The sequence below is a fragment of the Promicromonospora sp. NPDC050880 genome (assembly GCF_044456525.1).
GTDB lineage: Bacteria > Actinomycetota > Actinomycetes > Actinomycetales > Cellulomonadaceae > Promicromonospora.
Genome location: NZ_JBITFV010000002.1, coordinates 197280 through 219866, shown reverse-complemented (window position 1 = coordinate 219866; position 22587 = coordinate 197280). Strand labels below are relative to the sequence as shown.

Sequence of the window (22587 nt, the reverse complement as noted above, 5' to 3'; positions counted from 1 at the left end):
CCCTGCCGCGCTCGCCGAGCACCTCAAGGGCAACCTCTGCCGGTGCACGGGGTACCGCTCGATCCGGGACGCCCTCGCCGGCCGCGTGAACACCGAGGTGGCCGAGCCGGGCCAGGCGTTCGGCCGCGCCGTCGTCGCACCGGCCGCCACCCGGGTCGTGAGCGGACGCGAACCGTACACGCTGGACGAGCCCGAGCCGCCGGGTCTGCTGCACGTGGCCGTGCTCGGCAGCCCGCACCCGCACGCCCGGATCACGCGCATCGACGCGACCGCTGCCCGGCGTGCGCCCGGGGTGCACCTGGTGCTCACCCACCACGACGTACCCGCCACGCCGTACTCCACGGCCCGGCACGAGAACCGTCTCGACGACCCCGACGACACGCGCATCCTCGACCCCGTGCTGCGGTTCACCGGGCAGCGCGTCGCGGTCGCCGTCGCCGAGACGCCGCGGCAGGCGCGCGAGGCGCTCGCCCTGGTGGACGTCGAGTACGAGGTGCTGCCCGCCGTCTTCGACCCCGAGGACGCCCGGCGGCCCGGCGCGCCTCTGCTGCACCCGGACCGGACGCCGCACGAGCACCGCGTCGCGGACGCCGGCCGGAACGTCGTGGCGCAGATCCACGAGGAGTACGCCGAACCCGGGCACGACGGCGTCGAGGCGGCGCTCGCGGCGTCGGCCGCCACCGTGACCGGGACCTGGACCACCGAACGGGTCAACCACGTGGCGCTGGAGACCCACGGGGCGCGCGCCTGGCCCGAACCGGGGCCGGACGGCGACGTGCTGCACGTGCGCACCTCCACCCAGGTGCCGTTCCTCGTGCGTGACGAGCTCGCCCGCCTCCTGGACCTCCCGACGGACCGCGTCCGCGTGGTGGCGGGGCGCGTCGGCGGCGGGTTCGGCGGCAAGCAGGAGCTGCTCGTCGAGGACGTCGTGGCGCTCGCCGCCCTGTGCACCGGGCACCCCGTGCAGTGGGAGCTCACGCGCGAGCAGCAGTTCACCGTCGTACCGTGCCGCCACCCGTTCCGGGTCACCGTGCGTGCCGGGGCGGCGGCGGACGGCACCCTGACGGCGCTCGCGATCGACGTGCTCGCCGACACCGGCGCCTACGGCAACCACGCCCCCGGCGTCCTGTTCCACGGCGTGCACGAGTCGATGGCCGTGTACCGCGCACCGGCCAAGCGCGTGGACGCCGAGTCCGTGTACACGAACAACGTGCCGTCCGGGGCGTTCCGGGGGTACGGGCTGGGCCAGGTGCAGTTCGCCATCGAGGGGGCGATCGACGAGCTGGCCGCGCGGCTCGGCGTCGACCCGTTCGAGATGCGGCGGCGGAACGTGGTCCGCCCGGGCGACCCGTTCGTCGTCGGCCAGCTCGTGGACGGCGACCTGGAGTACGGCTCCTACGGGCTCGACCAGTGCCTCGACCTCGTCGAGGAGGCACTGTCCCGGCCCGGCGACGCGCCGCCGACCGGTGCCGGGTGGGTCGAGGGCCGCGGCGTCGCCCTCGCGATGATCGCCACCATCCCGCCGCGCGGCCACCGCACGCACGCCCGGGTCACGCTGGAGGCCGACGGCACCTTCGTGGTCGACGTCGGCACCGCCGAGTTCGGCAACGGCACCACCACCGTGCACGCGCAGGTCGCCGCCACGGAGCTCGGCGTGCCGGTGTCCCGGGTGCGGGTCCGCCCGTCGGACACGGCCACCGCGGGCTACGACACGGGCGCCTTCGGCTCGACGGGTTCGGTGGTGGCGGCCCTGGCGGTCCACCGCGCCGCCGCCCACCTGTCCACCACCCTGTCGAGTGCGGGATATTCGCCCTCGGGGGACGATTCGACAGGGCGAATGTCCAGCACTCAGCTCGCCGGGACGTTCGGGGAGGCGACGCACGACGGGTCGCCGCGGTCGGTGGCGTTCAACGTGCACGGGTTCCGGGTCGCGGTGCATCGCGAGACCGGGGAGATCCGGATCCTGCGGTCCGTGCACGCGGCCGACGCCGGGGTGGTGATCAACCCGCAACAGCTCCGCGGGCAGATCGAGGGCGGTGTGGCGCAGGCGCTCGGGTCGGCGCTGACCGAGCGGATGGTGGTGCGTGACGGCGTCGTCGTGACGCGCACCCTGCGGCACTACCGGGCGCCCCAGGTCGCCGACGTGCCCGGGACGGAGGTCCTGTTCGCCGACACCTACGACCGCCTCGGGCCACGTGGCGCCAAGTCGATGAGCGAGGCGCCGTACAACCCCGTGGCCCCGGCGCTCGCGAACGCCGTCGCGGACGCCACGGGGGTACGCCCGCGTGACCTGCCGATGCAGCGGGACCGGCTGTGGGAGCTGCTGCGCACCGGCCCCGGGTAGAAACAGGTGTTTCGCCAGGGAGACCTGCTGGGAACGCAATTGAAATCCGACGGTGCGAGCATCGAAGGGTGAGCAGCCCCCTGGAGACGTCCGGCGCCCCGTCCGGCGCACCCGTGCACGACGACGAGGCCTGGCTCCTGCGCGCGGTCGAGGTCGCCGGCCGCAACGTGGCCGACGGCGGTGGCCCCTTCGGGGCCGTCGTCGTGCGCGCCGGTGCCGAGGTGGCCGCCGGCGGCAACCGCGTGACGCGCGACCTGGACCCGACGGCCCACGCCGAGGTCGTCGCGATCCGCGCCGCCTGCCGGGCCCTGGACACGTTCTCCCTGGCCGGGACCACGCTCTACGCCTCGTGCGAGCCGTGCCCGCTGTGCCTGTCGGCGGCGCTCTGGGCCCGCGTGGACCGTGTCGTGTTCGCCGCGGACCGGCACGACGCCGAGCGGGCCGGCTTCGACGACCGGGAGTTCTACGACCTGCTCGCCCGCGACCGCTCGACCTGGCCCAACCCGGTCCTGAACCGCCGGATCGCCCGCGCGGGCGAACCCTTCGAGATCTGGCGCGCGCACGCGGCCCGCACCCCCTACTGACGCGGACCGATCCTGTCGCAGCGGCTTGTCCTGCTACGTAGGCTTTCCGGTGTGGACGTCACGGAACCTGCCGGCCTGCTGGGCACCGGATGAGCGCTGCCGCGGTCTGGGGTGTCCTGCTGACGATCCTGCTGGTCGCATGGGTCGTGCTCGACGGCGCCGTCCAGGGCGTCGGCGCCACCCTGCTGCGTGAACGCGGCAAGGACGGCAGCGATAGGCGGCGCGCGCCCGCCCGGCGGAACGCGGTGCTGGCCGCCGTCGGGCCGCTCCGGCTGCCGGGCGAGGCGTCGCTCGTGGCCGCGGCGCTGGTGCTGGTCCTCGCGTTCCCGCAGGCCGCGTCCGACCTGATGCGCGTGGCCTACCCCCTGGTGGTGGCGCTCGCGGGGTCGTGCGTGGTGCGCGACGCCGTCCTCTGGCTGCGCGGCCGCCGGCCCGGGCAGGTCTGGCACGACGTCTGGGAGGCGGTCCTGGTGGTGGCGAGCATCGTGCTCGCCGGGAGCTGGGGAGCCCTGCTCGGCGTGGCGTGGGGCAACGGGCTGGCCGCCCTGGGCCTGGCGGTCGTGGCCGTGGTGGTGACGCGGCTGCACGGCGACGCCGTCGTCGTGTGGCGGCTGCGGCGCACCACGCCGCTACCCGTGATCGTGACCGCCGTGATGGTCGCGGCGCCCGTGGTCGGCACGGCGATCGCGGCCTGGTCCCGGTTCGGTGGTGCGTAGACCTCCGGCAGGTCGGGCGCGGATCGGTTACGAACCGGACTTATCGCCCTGAAGTGCGCCGAGTTGCCGGTAAAATCCTGCGCATCATGACCATGAAGAACCGCATCATCTGCGCGCTCCTCGGTGCCCTGGCGTTCGCCGCCGCGACCCTCCTGCTGCCGTGGCTGCCGGACGCGCTCGTGGGGCTGCTCGGCACCGGCGGGATCCTGCTGTTCCTGGCCGCCCTGGTGCTGCCGACCAACACGCGCCAGCCACCGGTCCACAGCCTGACCATCCTCGACAAGGGCTACCTCACGCCCGCCGAGATCCACCAGGTCCTCGGCATCTGGCTGCCCACGGGCAGCTCGGCGCTCGACGCCCGCGACGCGCAGTGGACGGTCGCCCGGCACGTGGCCAGGTGGCGCGCCGACCACGTGGTCAACGTGATGGACTTCCACGGCGTGGTGGCCGAGCGGCGGGTCGACATGCTGTCGGTGATCCAGTGGGTGGGCATCCAGCTCCTGCCCGCGTTCCTCGGCCTGATGTTCCTCGTGCCCACGCTGGCGCTCACCGGGTTCGACAAGATCAGCGTCAACTTTCTGCAGACGCTCCTGCTCTTCGTGATCTGGGGCACCGTCGCCCTGGTGGTGCGCTGGGTCCTGGAGAAGCACGTGATCCACCGGTTCGTGTGGGAGCCGGAACTGACCCCGGACGGCACCCGGTTCGTCGAGCGTGCCTGAGTGTCGGTGACTGGGGGCAGAATGGCTCCGTGCCCCTGTACCGAGACGACGCGATCGTGCTGCGCACCCAGAAGCTGGGCGAGGCGGACCGCATCGTCACGTTCCTGACGCGCGAGCACGGCAAGGTGCGTGGCGTGGGCAAGGGCGTGCGGCGCACGTCGTCCAAGTTCGGGGCCCGGCTGGAGCCGTTCATGGGGGTCGACGTGCAGCTCCACACCGGCCGCAGCCCGCGGCCGGGCATGGGGCTCGACACCGTGACGCAGGTCGAGACCATCGGTGCGTACGCCCGCCGCATCTGCGAGGACTACGCCCTGTACACGGCGGGCACCGTCATGCTGGAGGCCGCCGACCGGCTCGTCGCGCAGGAGCACGAACCCGCGGTGCAGCAGTACTGGCTGCTCGCCGGCGGGCTGCGCGCCCTGTCGGAGCGGCACCACGACGCCGGCCTCGTGCTCGACTCCTACCTGCTGCGCGCGCTCGCGGTGGCGGGCTGGGCGCCGTCGTTCGAGGACTGCGCGCGCTGCGGCGAGCCGGGGCCGCACCACGCGTTCAACGTGGCGCAGGGCGGCGCCGTCTGCCCGCGCTGCCGCCCGCCGGGCTCGACGGCCCCGGCGCCCGAGACCTTTGCCCTGCTGTCCTCGCTGCTCGCGGGCGACTGGGCGACCGCCGACGCGTCCGACGCGCGGCACCGCAAGGAGGCGAGCGGGATCGTCGCCGCCTATGGCCAGTACTACCTGGAGAGAACGTTGCGATCGTTGAAGATGGTGGAACGCTGATGGCCCGTCAGCTCGTGGCGCCGTACCCGCACCCGTCCGGCGAGCAGGCCCCGCGGATCCCCCGGGAGTTCCTGCCGCGGCACGTGGCCGTCGTGATGGACGGCAACGGCCGGTGGGCCAACGCCCGTGGTCTGCCGCGCATCGAGGGCCACAAGGCGGGGGAGAACTCGCTGCTCGACGTCGTGGCCGGGGCCGTCGAGGTGGGCGTCGAGTACATCTCGGCGTATGCGTTCAGCACGGAGAACTGGAAGCGCTCGCCCGAGGAGGTGCGCTTCCTGATGAACTTCACGCAGGACGTGATGCGGCGCCAGTGCGACGTCATGGCCTCCTGGGGCGTGCGGATCCGCTGGGCGGGCCGCCGTCCCAAGCTGTGGAAGTCCGTGATCGACGTGCTGCTGGAGGCCGAGGAGCGCACCAAGGACAACGACCGCTGCACCCTGACGATGTGCGTCAACTACGGCAGCCGGGCCGAGCTGGCCGACGCGGCCGCGGCCATGGCGCGGGACGCCGCGGCCGGAAAGCTGGACCCGAGGCGGATCTCCGAGAAGACGGTGCAGAAGTACCTCTACCTGCCCGACGTGCCCGACGTGGACCTGTTCCTGCGGTCCTCGGGGGAGCAGCGCACGTCGAACTTCATGCTGTGGCAGGCCGCGTACGCCGAGATGGTCTTCCTGGACGAGCCCTGGCCCGACGTCGACCGCCGGCACCTCTGGCACGCGGTCGAGGAGTACGCGAAGCGCGACCGCCGCTACGGCGGCGCCCTGGACGCACCTGCGCCGAAGTAGAACGGTCACCGTTCTACTTCGGCGCGGTGGTCACTTGCCCAGGGTTTCCGACAGGGCGTCGATCAGCTTGGGCATGCCCTCCGGGTACTGGACCGAGAGCGCGGTCGGGGGCGAGACCGCCGAGACCGCGACGGTACCGACCTGCTGCACCACCATGCCGTTCTTGACGGCGGGCATGGCCTGGAGCTCCTTCTTGTCGGGGAGCGCCGCGGCCTCCTCCTCGGTGTACGTGTAGGCGACCACGACGTCCGACTCGAGCTTGTCGAGCTCCTCGTACGACAGCGTGTAGAAGAACTCGCCGTCGTCGGGGGCGAGCTCCTCCACGGCCGGAGCGGTCTCGAAGCCGAGACCCTCCAGGAAGCCGGCACGCGGGTCGGCGGCGCGGTAGACGTAGACGAGGCCCTCGGCGGCCGAGTCGACGATCGCGGCGACCGTCTTGCCCTCGAACTCCGGGTGCGCCTCGGCCTGCTCGGCCAGGTAGGTGTTGATCTCCTCGACCTTGGCCTCGCCCGCGGCGCTGCGGCCCAGGGCGTCGTCGGTGGCGGTGATGATCTCGTCCCACGGCGTCTGCCAGGGCGTCTCCGGGTAGGCGACCGTCGGGGCGATCTCGCTGAGCAGGTCGTACTGCTCCTGCGTGAGCCCTGAGTAGGTGGCGATGATGACGTCGGGATCGGCGGCCGCGAACTCCTCGTAGGGCACGGTGGCGCCGGCCTCGGCGTCGGTCAGCACGGTGGGGTGCTCGACGCCCGCCTCGTCGTAGGCCTCCTCGACCCACGGCAGCAGGTTGCCCTCGCCGACGGTCCAGGTCTGCTCGGCGACGGCGACCGGGTAGACGCCCGCCGCGATCGCGGCCTCCGTGGAGCCCCAGCCCCACGTGGCGACGCGCACCGGCGCCTCCTCGATCGTCGTCTCGCCGAGGGCGTGCTCGATGGTCAGCGGGAACTCGTCGGTCGCACCGGAGGCGTCGGCCGACGGCGTCGCGTCGTCCGCGGCCGGTGCTTCGGACGCGCAGCCCGACAGGGCGAGGGCGGAGGCGGCGACAAGGCCGACGGCCGCCGCGAGGGAACGGCGAGGGCGCACGGTAACTCCCGGATGTTCAGTGGGACGACCGGCGGGCGCCGGTCGAGATGAGGTAACCCTAACCAGATTTGGTCACGACGATGTTGCGAAATTAGTCGGGAATCGGGTGAGGAAGACCACGGACCGGTGTCAGACCCCCGAGTGGAACCGGCCCACGGGCACCACGAGGGGTGAACCCGCCACCGGATCGGGCACCACCTGGGCGCGCAGCCCGAACGCCTCGTCGACGACCTCCTGCGTGAGCACGTCGGACGGCGCGCCCTCCGCGACGATCCGCCCGGCCGACATCACGACCAGGTGGTCGGCGTAGCGGGCGGCGAGGTTGAGCTCGTGCAGCACCATGGCCACGGTGGTGCCGCGGTCCCGGTTCAGCTCCGTGAGCAGGTCCAGCAGGTCGAGCTGGTGGCGCACGTCGAGGAACGTCGTGGGCTCGTCGAGCAGCACGATGTCCGTCTGCTGCGCCAGCACCATCGCGATCCAGACGCGCTGGCGCTGTCCGCCGGACAGCTCGGCGACCGGCCGGTCCGCGAGCTCCGCGACCCCCGTCGACTCCAGTGCGGTGGTGACCACCGCGTCGTCGTCGGAGGAGTGGCGGCCGAACCAGCCCTGGTGCGGGTAGCGGCCGCGGGCGACCAGCTCGGCGACGCGGACGCCGTCGGGCGCGATGGACGACTGCGGCAGCATGCCGACCTTGCGGGCCAGCTCCTTGCGGGGCATCACCGTGATGTCGGCGCCGTCGAGCGTGACGCGCCCGCCGTCGAGCGGGTGCAGGCGCGCCAGGCCGCGCAGCAGCGTGGACTTGCCGCAGGCGTTCGGCCCGACGACGGCGGTGATCTTGCCGTCGGGCAGCGTGAGGTCGAGGCCCTCGATGACTTGTCGGCCGTCGTAGCCCAGGCTGACGCCCTCGGCGCGCAGGTTGGTCATCGGCTCCTCTTCTCGGTCGTGGCGAGCAGCCACAGCAGGTAGGGGGCGCCCACGAGCCCCGTGACGATGCCCACGGGGGCGGCCACGCCGAGCAGCCCGTGCTGCCCGACGACGTCGGCGACGAGGGTCAGGGCAGCGCCGGTCGCGGCGGACGCGACCAGGGCGGCGCCGCCGTCGTTCACCAGCCGGCGGGCGATGGCGGGGGCGACGAGCGCGACGAAGGCGATCGGGCCGCCGGCGCTCGTCGCGAGCGCGACGAGGGCGACGGCGAGCAGCAGCGCGCCGATGCGCGCCGCGTCGACGTGCACGCCGAGCGCTCGTGCGTTGTTGTCGCCCAGGGCGAGCGGCCCCTGCGTCCGGGCGACGACGGCGACCGCCACGCACAGCACGAGCGTGCCGGCGGCCACCAGCCCGAGCTGTTCCCCACGGATGTCGGACACGGAGCCGACGGTCCAGGTCAGCACGGCCGCCGCCTCGTGCTCCTGCGAGCGTGCCATGGCCCAGGCGATGAGGGAGGCGCACAGGTACGCCAGCCCCACACCGACCAGCACGAACCGGATCGAGTGCAGGCCCTTGCGCCACGCGAGCAGCCAGATGAGCAGCGCGATGGTGCCCGCGCCCGTGAAGGCGAGGCCGGACAGCGCCACGCCGCTCAGGCCCAGCACCAGCATGCCGGTCACCGCCCCGAGGCTCGCGCCCGTGGAGATGCCCAGGATGTCGGGGGAGGCGAGCGGGTTGCGCAGCGTCGCCTGGAACAGCGCACCCGCCAGACCGAACGCCGCACCGACGACGATCGCCGCCTCGATGCGCGGCAGGCGCAGCATCTGCACGATGAAGACGTCGCCCCTGTCGCCGAGGCCCACGGCACCGGCGATGGCCCGGCCCGGCGTGAGCCCGGCGGCACCCATGAGAAGGGCGCCGGTCGCGGCGACGAGCACCACGAGGACCATCCCGGTCACGACGAGGACCTGGCGACGACGGCGGGCGGTGCGCAGCCCGGCGAGGACGGTGCGCAGGTCGGTGTCCGTGGCCATCAGGCACCCGCCACGTTGCGGCCGCGCGCGACGGCGATCAGGACGGGGGCGCCCAGGAGCGCGGCGACCACGCCTGCCTCCAGCTCGGAGCGGGGCAGCACGAGCCGGCCCAGCACGTCGGCCGCGAGCAGCATGACCGGGCCCAGAAGCGCGCCGATCGCCATGATCCAGCGGTAGTCGGTGCCCACCAGGCGCCGCGCCGCGTGCGGCACCACGAGGCCGACCAGTGCGATCGGCCCGGCGAGCGACGTCGCCGTACCGGCCAGCAGCACGATCGCGACCGCGGCGAACGCCCGGGTGGTCCCGACGCGCTGACCCAGCGCCGTGGCGACGTCGTCGCCGAGAGCCAGCATGTTGAGCCGGTGGGCGAGGGCGGCCGCCAGGATCACGCCGACCACGACGAACGGCCACAGCCAGGCCACGGTGTCCAGGCCGCGCCCCGTGAGGGAGCCGACCGACCAGAACCGGTACAGGTTGAACGCCTGCTGGTCGCGCAACAGGACGAGGGTGATGAGCGGCGTGATGAGCGCGGTCACCGCGGCGCCCACCAGCGCGAGACGCACCGGCTGGCCGCGTCCCACCGAGAACACGATCGCCGCCGCGGCGGCGGCGCCGAGGAAGGCGAACCACACGTAGCCGATCGGCGACGTGACGCCGAAGATCCACACCGCGCACACCACCGCGAGCGACGCCCCCGAGTTGAGGCCCAGCAGACCGGGGTCGGCGATCGGGTTCCGGGTGACCCCCTGGATGAGGGTGCCCGCCGTCCCGAGCGCGACCCCGGCCGCCAGGCCCACGATGGTGCGCGGCAGCCGCTGGTCGAGGACCACGTCGTGGTCCACGAAGCCGGGCACCGGCGCGGTCAGGGCCCGCCAGACCTCGACCGGCGCGATGTCGCGCACGCCGAGCGCGAGGCTCGCGAGGACGACGAGCGCCAGGGCGACCAGGGCCGTGAGCACCGCGAGCGTCCGTCGCCGGGCGCGGTGAGCGACGGCTTCCGCACCCTCACGGCGTCCCGCGGATGCGGGCGCGGGTGAGGTAAGCATTGCCTAAGCATTCCACAGTGCCAGGGGTGCTCGGCACACGCTCGCGAGGGTCGGTCAGCTGGACTCGCAGCCCCAGCCGTCGTTGTCCCGGTCGAGGCCGTGGTAGTCGTTGGTGCCGACCCAGACCGTCCGGCCGATGTCCGCGCAGTCGAGGTCGGGGTTGGTGGGCGAGACGGGGCACTGCCAGCGACCGGCGGAGTAGACGCAGACGGCGTCGGACGCGACGTCCGGCTGGTAGGTGCTCACCTGGGGCTGGTAGCGGACGATCCACTTCCCGGAGCGCGTCGCGGTGGTCCGGTAGGTGTAGACGCCGTTGCTGTTCGTCCGGACGGTCGCGACCTTCCGGGACCCGGCGGTGCCCGACGGGTCGAAGTGGATGGTCACTGCTCGGGCGGACATCGGGCGCCAGGTGCCGCTGCGCTTGTACTTCAGGCTGCCCGTGACGGTGAGCGTCCTGTTCTTGGCGACCGGCTCGGGCTTGGCGTCGGCGGTGACGTTGGTGTCGTAGGCGGCCGTGGGCTGCGCGGATCCCGCGTACGCGGGTGCGGATGCCGTCAGGGCGAGTGCGAGGGCGCTGCCCAGGGCGAGGATGCTTCGGCGGATCATGTGGTGGTCGGACCTCTTCGGACTCGGGGCACCGCGACGCGGCGCCTTCGTAGTTCCAGAGCCCGCGACGCGGCGGACGTGATCCAGAACGGCCGGCCTTCACCCGGGTGAACCGGCAGGTCACAGCTGTGGAGAACCTGCCCCGCGGGCACGGGGCTGCTGCCAGGCGCAATGCACCCTCGCGCGGGCATCCTCCCTTGCGCGGGCATGCTCCCTTGCGCGGGCATGCTCCCTTGCGCGGGCGTCCCCCTCGCGCGGGCGTCTCCCTCGCGCAGGCACCCGCTCGGGAGAACCTGCCCCGCGGAGGTGAGTTGCTGTGTGTAGACGATGTCTACTCAGCGCAACCCACCTTCGCGCAGGTACATCTGTCCGGGCCGAGGGCGCCTCCTCGCCCTCGCCTCGCCTCGCCCGCTCCGCCCGCCCACGCCCACCCACGCCCGGCCCGGCCCTGCCCCGCCCACGCCCGGCCCGGCCCTGCCCCGCGGAGGTGAGTTGCTGTGTGTAGACGATGTCTACTCAGCGCAACCCACCTTCGCCCAGGTACATCTGTCCGGACCGAGGGCGTCTCCTCGCCCCCGCCTCGCCCGCTCCGCCCGCCCACGCCGGGCCCTGCCCCGCCCACGCCGGGCCCTGCCCCGCCCACGCCGGGCCCTGCCCCGCCCACGCCGGGCCCTGCCCCGCCCACGCCGGGCCCTGCCCCGCTCCGCCCGGCTCCGCTCCCTCCGCCCCGCCGGGCTCCGCCCGCCCGGCCCCGCACGGCCGGCCTCGTATGTCTGCTTGCTGCCGCGCCGGGAGTCCGGTACGCACCGGCGTGCCTCACTCGCAGACCAGCGTTGTCCACAGGCGCGGCCGGTTGCCCCGGCGGCGCCGGGGCGGGCGGTGCACGATGAGGCGGTGGAGATCCAAGGGGCGGCGGTGGACGCGGCGCGACTCGTGCGCGACGCCCGGTACGCGGCCGGGCAGACGCAGATGGCGCTGGCCGATCGGGCCGGCGTCTCGCGGGCCACGGTGGCGGCGATCGAGACCGGCGCGCGCTCGCCGTCGTGGGCGATGCTGTCGAAGATCCTGGCGGCCACCGGCAAGCAGATGAGGGTGGAGCTCGAACCGCTCGACGAGGACCTGCGCCGCGCGGTCGCCGCCATGGGGGAGAGTGCCGCGGGCAGCACGGAGGCGGCGGACGACCTGAGCATGACGGTGTCGCTCATGGAGGGGCTGGTCGACGTCGGCTACCGGTTCGAGGGCACGGCGGCCGCGGCACTGCTCGGAGGTCCGATCCCGCTGCCCGGCCGGGTGGGCCTCGCGCTGCCCGACGGGCCGGAAGCGGTCGGCTGGCTCGTCCGGCTGATGCAGACGGGGGCCGCAGCGGTGACGCCGCTGGGCAGGTCGTACCCTCTGGACGGCGTACGGAGCCCCGAAGGGGTCGCACGGCTCGTGGAGCTCGGGGACGGCGGTGCGTTCCTCCTGAACTACTGGCTGCGCACCTTCCTGGTGCGGTTCGCGCCGCACGAGGAGACGGCGCGCGCCGTGCTCGTCGTGGGTGAGCACGCGCCGCTCCGCGTCCAGCCGCTCCACGAGATCGAGGCCACCGACAAGCACGTCGCGCGGGTCCTGCGGCTGCTGCGGGAGCAGGCGCAGGACCCGCGCGGCGGGTGAGGCGGGATCCGGTCAGGCGCCGACGAGGTGCCCGGCCAGGTAGGGAACCACCTTGTCGAGCGCGACCCGTTCCTGCTGCATGGAGTCGCGGTGCCGGATGGTGACCGCCTGGTCCTCCAGCGTCTCGAAGTCGACCGTGATGCAGAACGGCGTACCGATCTCGTCCTGACGGCGGTAGCGCTTGCCGATGGCCTGCGTCACGTCGTAGTCGATGTTCCAGTACTTGCGCAGCTCGGCGGACAGCTTCTCCGACGTCGGCAGCAGGTCCGCCGTCTTGGACAGCGGCAGCACCGCGGCCTTCACGGGGGCCAGGCGCGGGTCCAGGCGCAGCACCGTGCGCTTGTCGACGCCGCCCTTGGTGTTCGGCGCCTCGTCCTCGGCGTAGGCCTCGACCAGGAAGGCCATGAGCGAGCGGGTCAGGCCGGCGGCCGGCTCGATGACGTACGGGAAGTACTTCTCGTTGGTCACCGGGTCGCGGTACGCCAGGTCCTTGCCGGAGCTCTCCGTGTGGGTCTTCAGGTCGAAGTCCGTGCGGTTCGCGATGCCCTCGAGCTCACCCCACTCGCTGCCCTGGAAGCCGAAGCGGTACTCGATGTCCACGGTGCGGGTCGAGTAGTGCGACAGCTTCTCCTTCGGGTGCTCGTAGTGCCGCAGGTTCTCGGCCGAGATGCCGAGGTCCGTGTACCAGCTGGTGCGGTAGTCGATCCAGTACTGGTGCCACTCCTCGTCCTCACCCGGCTTGACGAAGAACTCCATCTCCATCTGCTCGAACTCGCGGGTGCGGAAGATGAAGTTGCCGGGCGTGATCTCGTTGCGGAACGACTTGCCGATCTGGCCGATGCCGAACGGCGGCTTCTTGCGGGCCGCGGCCGCGACGTTGGCGAAGTTCACGAAGATGCCCTGCGCCGTCTCAGGGCGCAGGTAGTGCAGGCCGGACTCGTCCTCGACCGGGCCCAGGTACGTCTTCAGCATCATGTTGAAGTCGCGGGGCTCGGTCCACTGGCCGCGGGTGCCGCAGTTGGAGCAGACGATCTCGGCGAGGCCGCCCTCGGGGGCGCGGCCCTTCTTCTCCTCGAACTCCTCGATCATCTGGTCCTCGCGGAACCGCTTGTGGCACGAGAGGCACTCGGTGAGCGGGTCGGTGAACACGCCGACGTGGCCGGAGGCCACCCACACCTGACGCGGCAGGATGACGGAGGAGTCCAGGCCGACGATGTCGTCGCGGCTGGTGACCATGGCCCGCCACCACTGCTTCTTGATGTTCTCCTTGAGCTCCACGCCCAGGGGGCCGTAGTCCCACGCGGAGCGCGTTCCACCGTAGATCTCGCCCGACGGGAAGACGAAACCTCGTCGCTTCGCGAGCGAGACGACGGCGTCGAGCTTGGCGGTCTGCGCAGAGCGCACTGACTTGTCGGACACGGGGGTCTCTCCAGGGGAACAGGCGGGGAACGATGTCCGCCCAGCCTACCGTCCGGGCCGCTCCAGCCCCGGACGAATAAGGGCGTGACCCACCTCTCGCGGCCGATCTTTGACATCCGTTCTCACCTGGCGTGAGAATCGTTCTCATGACAACGACCCGCGCCGCCGGCGCAGCCCTGACCAGCCTCGTCCTCGCCGGGACGGCGACCCTCGCCGGGTGCTCCGCCCAGGGCGCAGGCGGAACGGCCGGGGAGTCCGACGGCGTGACCGTGCTCGCGTCGTTCTACCCGCTCCAGTACGTCGCCCAGCAGATCGGCGGCGACCTCGTCACCGTGGACAACCTCACGCCGCCGGCCGCCGAGCCGCACGACCTCGAGCTCTCCCCGGCCCAGGTCCGCGAGATCGGCACGGCCGACCTCGTCGTGTACCTGTCGGGCTTCCAGGCCGCCGTCGACGAGGGCATCGAGGCCCGCGCGCCGGAGCACGTGGTCGACGCCGCCGACACCGCCGAGCTGGTCGCGCACACCGGCACCGAGGAGGGGCACGAGGGCGAGACCGCGGAGGAGCACGCGGAGCACGCCGAGGACGAGCACGACCACGGTGCCGCCGACCCGCACTTCTGGCTGGACCCGAGCCGGCTCGCGACCGTCGGGCAGGCCGTGGCCGACGAGCTCGCCGCGGTGGACCCCGAGCACGCCGAGGAGTACGCCGACGGCGCCCTGCGCCTGGGCCAGCAGCTCGACGCGCTCGACCAGGAGCTCGCCGACGGCCTCGCCGCCTGTCAGGGAGCTACGCTGGTGACGAGCCACACCGCGTTCGGCTACCTCGCGGACCGGTACGCGCTGGAGCAGGTGGGCATCTCCGAGCTCGACCCCGAGGCGGAGCCGTCGCCGGCGCGCCTGCGCCAGATCGGCGACGTGGTCAAGGAGAACGGCGTCACCACCCTGTTCTCGGAGACGCTCGTGAGCCCCAAGGTCACCGAGACGCTGGCCGACGACCTGGGCGTGCGGACCGCCGTCCTGGACCCGCTGGAGGGCCTGTCCGAGGACGCGACGGCCGCCGGCGAGGACTACGTCTCCGTGATGCGGGCCAACCTGAAGGCGCTGGAGGAGGGCCTGGTCTGCGCATGACCGGCACCGAGGAGGAGGAGACTGGGGAGGTGACCGAGACGAGCGAACCCGTCATCGAGGCCCGCGGCCTGCACTTCCGCGCGGGCGCGAGCCACATCCTGCGCGGCGTCGACCTGACGGTCGGGCGCGGCGAGGTCGTCGCGCTGCTGGGCGCGAACGGATCCGGCAAGTCCACGCTGGTCAAGTCGCTGGTCGGCATCAACGTGCCGTCTGCGGGAAGCGTCCGACTGTTCGGCGAGCCGCTGACTGCTCCGGGCCGCGGCAGCGTGGACTGGGGTCGCATCGGCTACGTGCCGCAGCGGGCGGGCGCGGGCGGCGGCATCCCGTCGACCGCGCAGGAGGTCGTCGCCTCCGGGCTGCTGCACGGGCGGCGTCTGCGCCTGCCGCGCGGCTGGCGCGACCGCGTCGCGGCCGCCCTGGAGCAGGTGGGCCTCGCCGAACGTGTGCACGACCCGGTGCACCTGCTCTCGGGCGGGCAGCAGCAGCGCATCCTCATCGCCCGCGCCCTGGTCCGCGAGCCCGACCTCCTCGTCCTCGACGAGCCCGTCGCCGGCGTCGACGTCGCCAGCCAGGAGGCGTTCGCGGCCACCATGGGCCGCCTGGTCGACGGCGGCCTCACGGTGCTCGTGGTGCTGCACGAGCTCGGCGAGCTCGAGCCGCTCGTGTCGCGTGCCGTCGTGCTCAAGCACGGCACGGTGGTGCACGACGGCGCCCCGCCGCAGGCCCGGGACGACCACGACCGCGCAGGCCACCGGCACCAGCACCCGCACGCCGACGACAACACCCTCGGCACCGAGGCCAGGGCCCTCGACCTGGAGGTCCGCCCGTGATCACCCTCATGCTCACCGACCCGTTCATGCAGCGGGCCCTGCTGGCCGCGCTCCTCGTGGGCGTCACCGCGCCCGTGGTCGGCACGTACCTGGTGCAGCGCAAGCTCTCCCTGCTGGGCGACGGCATCGGCCACGTCGCGCTGACGGGCGTGGCGCTGGGCTGGCTCGTCGGCGCGGGCATGGGCCTGACGCCGAACGACGCCCTCGCCATCCCCGGTGCCGTGGTCGCCGCGGTGGTCGGCTCCGTCCTCATCGAGGTGGTCCGGCGCCGGGGCCGCACGTCCGGCGACCTCGCCCTGGCCATCATGTTCTACGGCGGCATCGCCGGCGGCGTGCTGCTCATCGGCATCGCGGGCGGCTCGTCCGGCAACCTGATGACGTACCTGTTCGGCTCCATCTCCACCGTGACCGACGCCGACCTCTGGCTCACCGTGGTGCTCTCCGCCGTCGTGCTGGCCATCGGCGTGGGCCTGCGGCACGCGCTGTTCTCGGTGAGCCACGACGAGGAGTTCGCCGTCGCCTCCGGGCTGCCCGTGTGGGCGCTGAACATCGTCGTCGCCGTCGTGTCGGCCCTCACGGTCACCGTGGCGATGCGCGTGGTCGGCCTGCTGCTGGTCAGTGCGCTCATGATCGTGCCCGTCGCCGTGGCCCAGCAGGTCACGCACGCGTTCGGGCGCACCATGCTCACGGCGTGCGTCGTCGGCGTCGTGGTCTGCGTGACCGGCCTGAGCATCACCTACTGGTACAACGTCTCGCCGGGCGCGACTATCGTGGTGCTCGCCATCGCGGTCTACGCCGTGGTGTCCCTGGTGGCTCCGCTGGTGACCCGGCGGCGCCCTGCGGGTGACCCCCACCCCGATCTGCCCGACGACGTCGATCTTCCTGCCGCCGCCACGGAACGTGCGGTGGCCGCCGCAAAGGAGTGCCGCTGATGACCGCACGCATGACCCGCCAGCGGACCGCCGTCGTCGAGGCGCTCGACGAGCTCGCCGACTTCCGCTCGGCCCAGCAGCTCCACGAGACGCTGCGCGCCCGCGGCGAGTCCGTGGGCCTGGCCACCGTGTACCGGGCGCTGCAGGCGCTCGCGGAGGCGAGCGAGGTCGACGTCCTGCGCGCCGAGGACGGCGAGAGCCTGTACCGCCGGTGCGCCCGCCGCGAGCACCACCACCACCTGGTGTGCCGGCAGTGCGGCCGCACCGTCGAGATCGACGGCCCCACGGTCGAGGCGTGGGCCTCCAAGGTCGCCGCGGCCCAGGGTTTCGACGACATCGAGCACACCATCGAGCTGTGGGGTACCTGCGCGGACTGCCGCGCCGCGTCTGCGGGCTGATTTCCAGGAAGATTTCCGGCGTCGATCCACTCCCGCCGGAGTGCGTGGCAGGATGCGTGCATGACCACAGCGCGCCGCTCCCGGGACCGCCGGGGATCGCTGCCCGCCCGTGCCGAGGTGGTCGTCGTCGGCGGCGGCGCGATGGGTGCGTCCGTGGCGTTCCACCTTGCCGAGGACGGCGCGGACGTGCTGCTCCTGGAGGCGGAGGAGCTGGCCTCCGGCAGCTCGGGCAAGCCCATCGGGGGAGTGCGGGCGCAGTTCTCCGACCCGGCCAACGTGGACCTCGGCAACCGCAGCCTGGAGCTGTACGAGGACTTCGCGAACCGCCCCGGGGCGGACATCGGCCTGCAGCAGCCCGGCTACCTGTTCCTCCTGCCGGACGCCGCTGACGTCGCGCTGTTCGAGGAGTCGGTGGCCATGCAGAACGAGCGCGGGGTGGCCAGCCGCATGCTCGCCCCCGACGCCGTCCGGCGCCTCAACCCGTACGTCGACGTCGACCGCTACGCCGGTGCCGCCTACGCGGCGCGCGACGGGTTCGCGTACCCGCTGGCCGTCGTGGAGGGCTACGCCGCGGGAGCGGAGGCGTACGGCGCCCGCGTGCGCACGCACGTCACCGTGACCGGCTTCGAGTCCCGCGACGACCGGCTCGTCGCGGTGTGGACGGACCAGGGCCGGGTGCGCACGGACGCCGTCGTGCTGTGCGCCGGGGCCTGGACCCGGGACGTGGCGGCCAAGGCGGGCCTCGACCTGCCCGTGGACCCGTACCGGCGGCAGATCGGGTTCACGCCGCCCCTGGAGCCCGCGCCCGTGCGCGTGCCGTTCACCATCGACTACGGCACCACCTTCTACTTCCACAACGCCGCGCCCGACGGCCTGCTGCTCGGGATCGCGGACCCGGCGACCCCGGTCGCCTTCGAGCGCACCTACGACCCGGCCTGGCTGCCGCTCCTGCGCGGGGCGCTCGGCGCCTGCGCCCCGGAGCTGACCGACGTGCCGGTCGCGCGCGGCTGGGCCGGGCTCTACGAGATGACGCCCGACCGCAACGCCCTCATCGGCGAGGCGACCGGTGTGCCCGGCCGCGTGCTGTACGCCGCCGGGTTCTCGGGGCACGGGTTCCTCCAGGCGCCCGCCGTCGGCGAGGTGGTGCGCGACCTGTACGCCGGCCGCACGCCCGGGATCGACGTGTCGGGGTTCAGCGCCGACCGGTTCGCGGGCGACCCCCGCGATCCCACCGACCCGGGGCGACGAGGCCCCGAGTCGAACATCATCTGACGGACAGGAGAGCTTGATGTCCACGTTCCTCGAGCCCTGGCAGCTGCGGGCCGCGTTCGCGCGCAGCCTCTCGGACATGTACGGCAAGGAGGTGCCCGCCTACACCACGCTGCTCGACGTGTCGCACGAGGTCAACGCGGACTTCGTGGCCCGCCACGGGGCGGACGCCGAGCGGCTGGGCTCCATCGCGCGCGTCACGGCCGAGCGGCACGGCGCGATCCGGGTGGGCACCCCCACCGAGATGGCGCAGGTCGCCCGCATCTTCGGCGCCATGGGCATGCGCCCGGTCGGCTTCTACGACCTGCGGGACGCGTCCTGCAGCTCCGTCCCGGTGATCTCGACGGCGTTCCGCCCGATCGAGCGCGAGGAGCTGGCGCGCAACCCGTTCCGGGTCTTCACGTCGATGCTCGTCACGGCCGACCGCCGGTTCTTCACCGCGGACCTGGAGCGCCGGCTGGACTCCTTCCTCGCCGCCCGCACCCTGTTCGGCCCCGAGCTGCTCGCCCTCGCCGACCGCGCGGAGGCCGAGGGCGGCCTGCCGCAGGACCAGGCCGCCGAGTTCCTGCGCCTGGCCACGCAGGCTTTCGAGCTGTCCCGGGAGCCCGTGGACCAGGCCTGGTACCGCGAGCTCGAGGCAGTCAGCGCCGTGGCGGCCGACATCGGCGGCATCGCCTCCACGCACATCAACCACCTCACCCCCCGCGTGCTGGACATCGACGACCTGTACGCGCGCATGGAGGCGCGCGGCATCACCATGATCGACGCCATCCAGGGGCCGCCCCGCTGGGAGGGCCCGGACGTGCTGCTGCGGCAGACGTCGTTCCGTGCCCTCGCCGAGCCCCGCACCTTCCGCACGGCGGACGGCGAGATCGTCAGCGACGCGCTGCGCGTCCGGTTCGGCGAGGTGGAGGCGCGTGGCATCGCGCTGACCCGCGAGGGCCGTGCCGCCTACGACGCCGCCGTGGTCGAGATCGACGAGACGGCCGCCGCGGCCCGCGCGGAGGAGCCGGGCCTCACCGAGCAGGGGCGGCAGGAGATCGCCCGGGCCGTCTGGGCCCGCACGTTCCCCACCACCGAGACGGCGCTCGCCGACCAGGGGCTGGGCTGGTTCACCTACGAGGTGGACGGGGCCGGCGGGGTGCGGCGCGAACCCGTCGTCTACGAGGACTTCCTGCCCCGCTCGGCCGCCGGCATCTTCCAGTCCAACCTCACCTCGGACGGCGCCAAGGACGCCAGCCAGGAGGCCACCGACCGGGACGCCGACTGGATGGCGGGCGCGCTCGGCCGCGACCTGTTCGACCCCTTCGACCTGTACGCCGACCAGGTGGCCAGGTCGCTGACCGCCGCCGCCGGGACCCTCGGCGTCGACCCGGCCACCCTCACCACCACCACAGGAGCCATGCGATGAGCACCACGACCACCACCCCACTGACGACCGAGCTGCGCGACGCCGCCCTGGCCGCCCTGGAACGGCTGGGCGCCACGGTGCCCACCGGGGACGGTCTGCCCGTCGTGTCGCCGCTGTCCGGCCAGCCGCTGCTGGAGCTGCGCCGCGACGGCGCCGCCGAGGCCGCCACCGCCGTCGGCGAGGCCGCCGACGCGTTCACCACGTGGCGTTCCGTGCCCGCCCCCGTGCGCGGGCAGGTCGTCAAGCGGCTGGGCGAGCTGCTCACCGAGCACAAGGCCGACCTCGCGGAGCTCGTCACCATCGAGGCGGGCAAGATCACCAGCGAGGCCCTGGGTGAGGTCCAGGAGATGATCGACATCTGCGACTACGCCGTCGGGCTGTCGCGGCAGGTGGGCGGGCGCACCATGCCGTCCGAGCGCCCCGGTCACCGCCTCATGGAGACGTGGCACCCGATGGGCGTGGTCGGCGTGATCAGCGCCTTCAACTTCCCGGTCGCCGTCTGGTCGTGGAACACCGCCGTCGCGCTGGTCTGCGGCGACACCGTGGTGTGGAAGCCGAGCGAGAAGACCCTCCTGTCGGCCGTCGGTGCCGCCGCGCTGCTGGACCGGGCCCTGGCGGAGGCCGGGTTCCCGGCGGGCGTGTCCCGGCTCCTGCTCGGCGACCGCGAGGCGGGCGAGGCCCTGGTGGCCGACCCGCGGGTCGCCCTGGTCTCCGCGACCGGGTCGGAGCGCATGGGCCAGCAGGTCGCGCCCGTGGTCGCGGCGCGCGGCGGGCGGTACCTGCTGGAGCTGGGCGGCAACAACGGGGCGATCGTCGCGCCGTCGGCGGACCTCGACCTCGCCGTGCGCGGCGCGGTGTTCGCGGCGGCGGGCACGGCCGGGCAGCGCTGCACGTCGCTGCGCCGCCTGATCGTGCACGAGTCGATCGTGGACGAGGTCGTGGCGCGGCTGGCCAAGGTCTACACCGGCCTGCCCGTCGGCGACCCGCGCACCGAGGGCACGCTCGTGGGCCCCCTGGTGGACGCCGGTTCCCGGGACCGCATGCTGGCCGCGATCGACGAGGCCGTCGCGGCGGGCGGCGAGCTCGTCGTGGGCGGCACGGCGGTGACCGTGCCCGGTGCGGAGGACGCCGCCTACGTGCACCCGGCGATCGTGCGCATGCCGGCGCAGGCCGACGTGGTCAAGCGGGAGACGTTCGCACCGATCCTGTACGTGCTGACCTACACGGACCTGTCCGAGGCGATCGCCGTGCACAACGACGTGCCCCAGGGGCTCTCGTCGTCGATCTTCACGCTGGACGTGCGCGAGGCCGAGACGTTCCTGTCCGAGGTCGGCTCCGACTGCGGCATCGTGAACGTGAACATCGGCACCTCGGGTGCCGAGATCGGCGGCGCGTTCGGCGGCGAGAAGTCGACGGGCGGCGGCCGCGAGTCCGGCTCGGACGCGTGGAAGCAGTACATGCGCCGGGCCACCAACACGGTGAACTACTCGACCGAGCTGCCGCTGGCCCAGGGCGTCAACTTCGGCTGACCCGGCGGCACACCGGCCGGCCCGGCCGCACGCGTCACGACACGTGCGGCCGGGCCGGCCGTCCCCCCACGGTGCCCGCGCCGGGTCAGGACGCGGTGGCCGACACCGTCAGCAGGGAGCCGGTCTCGGTGGTCGGGTCGGTGCTCGGTGCGTACCGCTTCACCGCGGCGACGGAGACGCCGACGCGCGCCGCCACCTCTTCGACGCTGAGGGTCTGCGCCCACCGCAGCACGCGGATCTCGCTGATCTGCCCGGTGGTGAGCGGCTTGTCCGGGTCGGCGGCCGGTTCCTCCTCCGCCGGGGTCGTCCGCGCCCGCTCCGGGGACACGGGTGCGTACTTGGCCTCCAGGCGCACGCGCTCCGCGACGATCGGCCCCGCCGTGGCGGTCTCCCCGGTCTCGGTGCGCGCCAGGGACGCCGGCGCCGGCTCGGCGGGCGCGACCTCGGCCTCGGCCGGGGTGCGGGCCGGGCTGCTCGCCGCAGGGGCGTCCGCCGTGATCTGCCTCGGGGCGTCCGGCTCGGCCGCCTCGAGCTCCCGCGGCTCCGGCTCGGGCGCCTCCAGCAGCAGGGAGTCGGGCAGCACCGGCTCCGGCAGCAGCTGCTCGGCCGGCCGTTCGCGCCGCTCGCGCTCGTCGGCGGTCGGCATCCACTCGCCGGCCAGCGCCGCGGCCTCCTGGACCACGTCGCGGATGGTGCGTTCCGACTCCAGGTGCGGGCGGGTCACCTCGGCGGTGACGCCTGCCGGCACGTGGCGGTGCACCCGGCCCACCGCGGCGTTCACCTCGGCGATGCGGGCCGCGCGCTCCTCGGGGGGAGCGATCTGCGCCAGGCGCACGGCGTCGAGCATGTCGAGCACGGCCGTCTGCCGGTCGTTCGCGATCTCGGCCTGCCGGTCGAGGGCCCGCGCGCTGGACGCCGACTGGAAGAACAGGTGCACGGCGACCGCCGCGAGGACGGGGGCGACCGCGCGGGAGATCGCGAAGACGCCTTCGCCGAGCAGCCAGCCGTGCCACGCGGCGAGCGCGCCGGACAGGATGCCGACGACGATCGCACCGCCGAGCCAGCGCGCGTGCCCGGAGACCGGCTGGCCCATCTCGAGCGCCCGGTCGGCCCGTCGCCGGCCCTCCCAGGCGAGGCCGATGACCAGGGCCTCGTAGGCCACGCCGAGTGCGTAGCCGAGCCGGGGTCCCTCGTAGTCGGCGATGGTGTGCGACATGCCGATGTAGGCCCAGGCCGAGAGCCCGAAGGCACCCAGGGCGAAGCCTGGGTTCCTGCGCGTGTCGGCGATGACCGCCGGAACGCGTCGGGGGCGTTTCTCCGATGCCATGTGGGTGGGTCCCTTTCGTCAGAGCAGGTGAGTGGGGGTCGTGGGTCCTCCACCGCTGATCTTCGTCTACTTTGC

At 73.4% G+C, this 22587-nt stretch carries 21 protein-coding genes; 14 read left to right on the top strand and 7 right to left on the bottom strand.

All coding sequences use genetic code 11. The annotated features are described in order from the left end of the window. The 6 genes from ACIBBF_RS04880 to ACIBBF_RS04855 form a co-directional block, all read left to right on the top strand. The coding region (locus tag ACIBBF_RS04880) for a molybdopterin cofactor-binding domain-containing protein (protein WP_397411075.1) at positions 1–2344 on the top strand (2344 nt) is incomplete at its 5' end. 68 nt (positions 2345–2412) lie between these two features. After that, positions 2413–2928, top strand: a complete 516-nt coding sequence (locus ACIBBF_RS04875) for a nucleoside deaminase (protein WP_397411074.1) — start codon at positions 2413–2415, stop codon at positions 2926–2928. A gap of 89 nt (positions 2929–3017) precedes the next feature. Next, entirely contained in the window at positions 3018–3644 is a 627-nt protein-coding gene (locus ACIBBF_RS04870; RefSeq protein WP_397411072.1) for a cytochrome d ubiquinol oxidase subunit II, read from the top strand. Positions 3645–3730: 86 nt separating this feature from the next. Next, a complete protein-coding gene (locus tag ACIBBF_RS04865) occupies positions 3731–4363 on the top strand; it encodes a hypothetical protein (protein ID WP_397411070.1) in 633 nt (210 codons plus the stop codon). A 29-nt stretch (positions 4364–4392) separates the two neighbouring features. Next, positions 4393–5139, top strand: a complete 747-nt coding sequence (gene recO / locus ACIBBF_RS04860; RefSeq protein ID WP_397411068.1) for a DNA repair protein RecO — start codon at positions 4393–4395, stop codon at positions 5137–5139. Beyond that, the gene (locus tag ACIBBF_RS04855) at positions 5139–5924 is read left to right on the top strand and encodes an isoprenyl transferase (RefSeq protein WP_397411066.1); all 786 of its coding nucleotides are present in this window, start codon (positions 5139–5141) and stop codon (positions 5922–5924) included. Before recO ends, ACIBBF_RS04855 begins: the two co-directional genes overlap by 1 nt. Before the next feature lie 30 nt (positions 5925–5954). Here the strand turns inward: ACIBBF_RS04855 and ACIBBF_RS04850 are convergent, their stop codons facing one another. The 5 genes from ACIBBF_RS04850 to ACIBBF_RS04830 all read right to left on the bottom strand — a co-directional run bounded on the left by ACIBBF_RS04850 (position 5955) and on the right by ACIBBF_RS04830 (position 10614). Continuing rightward, positions 5955–7004 carry an ABC transporter substrate-binding protein gene (locus ACIBBF_RS04850; protein ID WP_397411064.1) on the bottom strand — a complete coding sequence of 350 codons (1050 nt, stop codon included), beginning with the start codon at positions 7002–7004 and terminating at the stop codon, positions 5955–5957. A 129-nt stretch (positions 7005–7133) separates the two neighbouring features. Then, on the bottom strand, positions 7134–7928 hold the full coding sequence (locus ACIBBF_RS04845) for an ABC transporter ATP-binding protein (RefSeq protein WP_397411062.1): 795 nt from the start codon (positions 7926–7928) through the stop codon (positions 7134–7136). After that, positions 7925–8962: a FecCD family ABC transporter permease gene (locus tag ACIBBF_RS04840; protein WP_397411060.1), complete on the bottom strand. Its 1038-nt coding sequence runs from the start codon at positions 8960–8962 to the stop codon at positions 7925–7927. Before ACIBBF_RS04840 ends, ACIBBF_RS04845 begins: the two co-directional genes overlap by 4 nt. Beyond that, entirely contained in the window at positions 8962–10008 is a 1047-nt protein-coding gene (locus ACIBBF_RS04835) for a FecCD family ABC transporter permease (RefSeq protein WP_397411058.1), read from the bottom strand. Before ACIBBF_RS04835 ends, ACIBBF_RS04840 begins: the two co-directional genes overlap by 1 nt. A gap of 54 nt (positions 10009–10062) precedes the next feature. Then, complete coding sequence (locus ACIBBF_RS04830) at positions 10063–10614, bottom strand: hypothetical protein (RefSeq protein WP_397411056.1); 552 nt, start codon at positions 10612–10614, stop codon at positions 10063–10065. 894 nt (positions 10615–11508) lie between these two features. Here ACIBBF_RS04830 and ACIBBF_RS04825 point away from each other — a divergent pair. Then, positions 11509–12267, top strand: a complete 759-nt coding sequence (locus tag ACIBBF_RS04825; RefSeq protein ID WP_397411054.1) for a helix-turn-helix transcriptional regulator — start codon at positions 11509–11511, stop codon at positions 12265–12267. A 12-nt stretch (positions 12268–12279) separates the two neighbouring features. On the opposite strand, the gene ACIBBF_RS04820 is transcribed toward ACIBBF_RS04825, so the two are convergent. Beyond that, positions 12280–13686 (bottom strand): glycine--tRNA ligase, encoded by a 1407-nt coding sequence (locus ACIBBF_RS04820; RefSeq protein WP_397411052.1) that lies wholly within the window; start codon positions 13684–13686, stop codon positions 12280–12282. A 146-nt stretch (positions 13687–13832) separates the two neighbouring features. Between ACIBBF_RS04820 and ACIBBF_RS04815 the strand changes: the two genes are divergently transcribed. From ACIBBF_RS04815 to ACIBBF_RS04785, 7 genes are read left to right on the top strand one after another with little or no spacing between them, the layout of a single operon-like run. Then, the gene (locus ACIBBF_RS04815; protein WP_397411050.1) at positions 13833–14816 is read left to right on the top strand and encodes a metal ABC transporter substrate-binding protein; all 984 of its coding nucleotides are present in this window, start codon (positions 13833–13835) and stop codon (positions 14814–14816) included. Next, positions 14813–15646 carry a metal ABC transporter ATP-binding protein gene (locus ACIBBF_RS04810; RefSeq protein WP_397411048.1) on the top strand — a complete coding sequence of 278 codons (834 nt, stop codon included), beginning with the start codon at positions 14813–14815 and terminating at the stop codon, positions 15644–15646. The genes ACIBBF_RS04815 and ACIBBF_RS04810 overlap by 4 nt, the downstream gene beginning before the upstream one ends. 8 nt (positions 15647–15654) lie before the next feature. Beyond that, on the top strand, positions 15655–16578 hold the full coding sequence (locus tag ACIBBF_RS04805; protein ID WP_397411754.1) for a metal ABC transporter permease: 924 nt from the start codon (positions 15655–15657) through the stop codon (positions 16576–16578). Next, a complete protein-coding gene (locus ACIBBF_RS04800) occupies positions 16578–16976 on the top strand; it encodes a Fur family transcriptional regulator (protein WP_397411046.1) in 399 nt (132 codons plus the stop codon). Before ACIBBF_RS04805 ends, ACIBBF_RS04800 begins: the two co-directional genes overlap by 1 nt. A gap of 60 nt (positions 16977–17036) precedes the next feature. After that, positions 17037–18248, top strand: a complete 1212-nt coding sequence (locus ACIBBF_RS04795) for an NAD(P)/FAD-dependent oxidoreductase (RefSeq protein ID WP_397411044.1) — start codon at positions 17037–17039, stop codon at positions 18246–18248. Between the two features lie 16 nt (positions 18249–18264). Beyond that, positions 18265–19656: a 2-oxoadipate dioxygenase/decarboxylase family protein gene (locus ACIBBF_RS04790; RefSeq protein WP_397411042.1), complete on the top strand. Its 1392-nt coding sequence runs from the start codon at positions 18265–18267 to the stop codon at positions 19654–19656. Next, complete coding sequence (locus ACIBBF_RS04785; RefSeq protein ID WP_397411040.1) at positions 19653–21185, top strand: aldehyde dehydrogenase family protein; 1533 nt, start codon at positions 19653–19655, stop codon at positions 21183–21185. The genes ACIBBF_RS04790 and ACIBBF_RS04785 overlap by 4 nt, the downstream gene beginning before the upstream one ends. An 85-nt stretch (positions 21186–21270) precedes the next feature. Here ACIBBF_RS04785 and ACIBBF_RS04780 read toward each other — a convergent pair whose 3' ends face one another. Then, positions 21271–22512: a hypothetical protein gene (locus tag ACIBBF_RS04780; RefSeq protein ID WP_397411038.1), complete on the bottom strand. Its 1242-nt coding sequence runs from the start codon at positions 22510–22512 to the stop codon at positions 21271–21273. Positions 22513–22587: the final 75 nt, after the last annotated feature.

Coding starts and splice junctions, on each gene's coding strand:
- ACIBBF_RS04870 (WP_397411072.1), top strand. CDS start 3,018: ATGAGCGCTGCCGCGGTCTGGGGTGTCCTGCTGACGATCCTGCTGGTC.
- ACIBBF_RS04865 (WP_397411070.1), top strand. CDS start 3,731: ATGACCATGAAGAACCGCATCATCTGCGCGCTCCTCGGTGCCCTGGCG.
- ACIBBF_RS04855 (WP_397411066.1), top strand. CDS start 5,139: ATGGCCCGTCAGCTCGTGGCGCCGTACCCGCACCCGTCCGGCGAGCAG.
- ACIBBF_RS04845 (WP_397411062.1), bottom strand. CDS start 7,928: ATGACCAACCTGCGCGCCGAGGGCGTCAGCCTGGGCTACGACGGCCGA.
- ACIBBF_RS04840 (WP_397411060.1), bottom strand. CDS start 8,962: ATGGCCACGGACACCGACCTGCGCACCGTCCTCGCCGGGCTGCGCACC.
- ACIBBF_RS04835 (WP_397411058.1), bottom strand. CDS start 10,008: ATGCTTACCTCACCCGCGCCCGCATCCGCGGGACGCCGTGAGGGTGCG.
- ACIBBF_RS04830 (WP_397411056.1), bottom strand. CDS start 10,614: ATGATCCGCCGAAGCATCCTCGCCCTGGGCAGCGCCCTCGCACTCGCC.
- ACIBBF_RS04815 (WP_397411050.1), top strand. CDS start 13,833: ATGACAACGACCCGCGCCGCCGGCGCAGCCCTGACCAGCCTCGTCCTC.
- ACIBBF_RS04810 (WP_397411048.1), top strand. CDS start 14,813: ATGACCGGCACCGAGGAGGAGGAGACTGGGGAGGTGACCGAGACGAGC.
- ACIBBF_RS04805 (WP_397411754.1), top strand. CDS start 15,655: ATGCTCACCGACCCGTTCATGCAGCGGGCCCTGCTGGCCGCGCTCCTC.
- ACIBBF_RS04800 (WP_397411046.1), top strand. CDS start 16,578: ATGACCGCACGCATGACCCGCCAGCGGACCGCCGTCGTCGAGGCGCTC.
- ACIBBF_RS04795 (WP_397411044.1), top strand. CDS start 17,037: ATGACCACAGCGCGCCGCTCCCGGGACCGCCGGGGATCGCTGCCCGCC.
- ACIBBF_RS04790 (WP_397411042.1), top strand. CDS start 18,265: ATGTCCACGTTCCTCGAGCCCTGGCAGCTGCGGGCCGCGTTCGCGCGC.
- ACIBBF_RS04785 (WP_397411040.1), top strand. CDS start 19,653: ATGAGCACCACGACCACCACCCCACTGACGACCGAGCTGCGCGACGCC.
- ACIBBF_RS04780 (WP_397411038.1), bottom strand. CDS start 22,512: ATGGCATCGGAGAAACGCCCCCGACGCGTTCCGGCGGTCATCGCCGAC.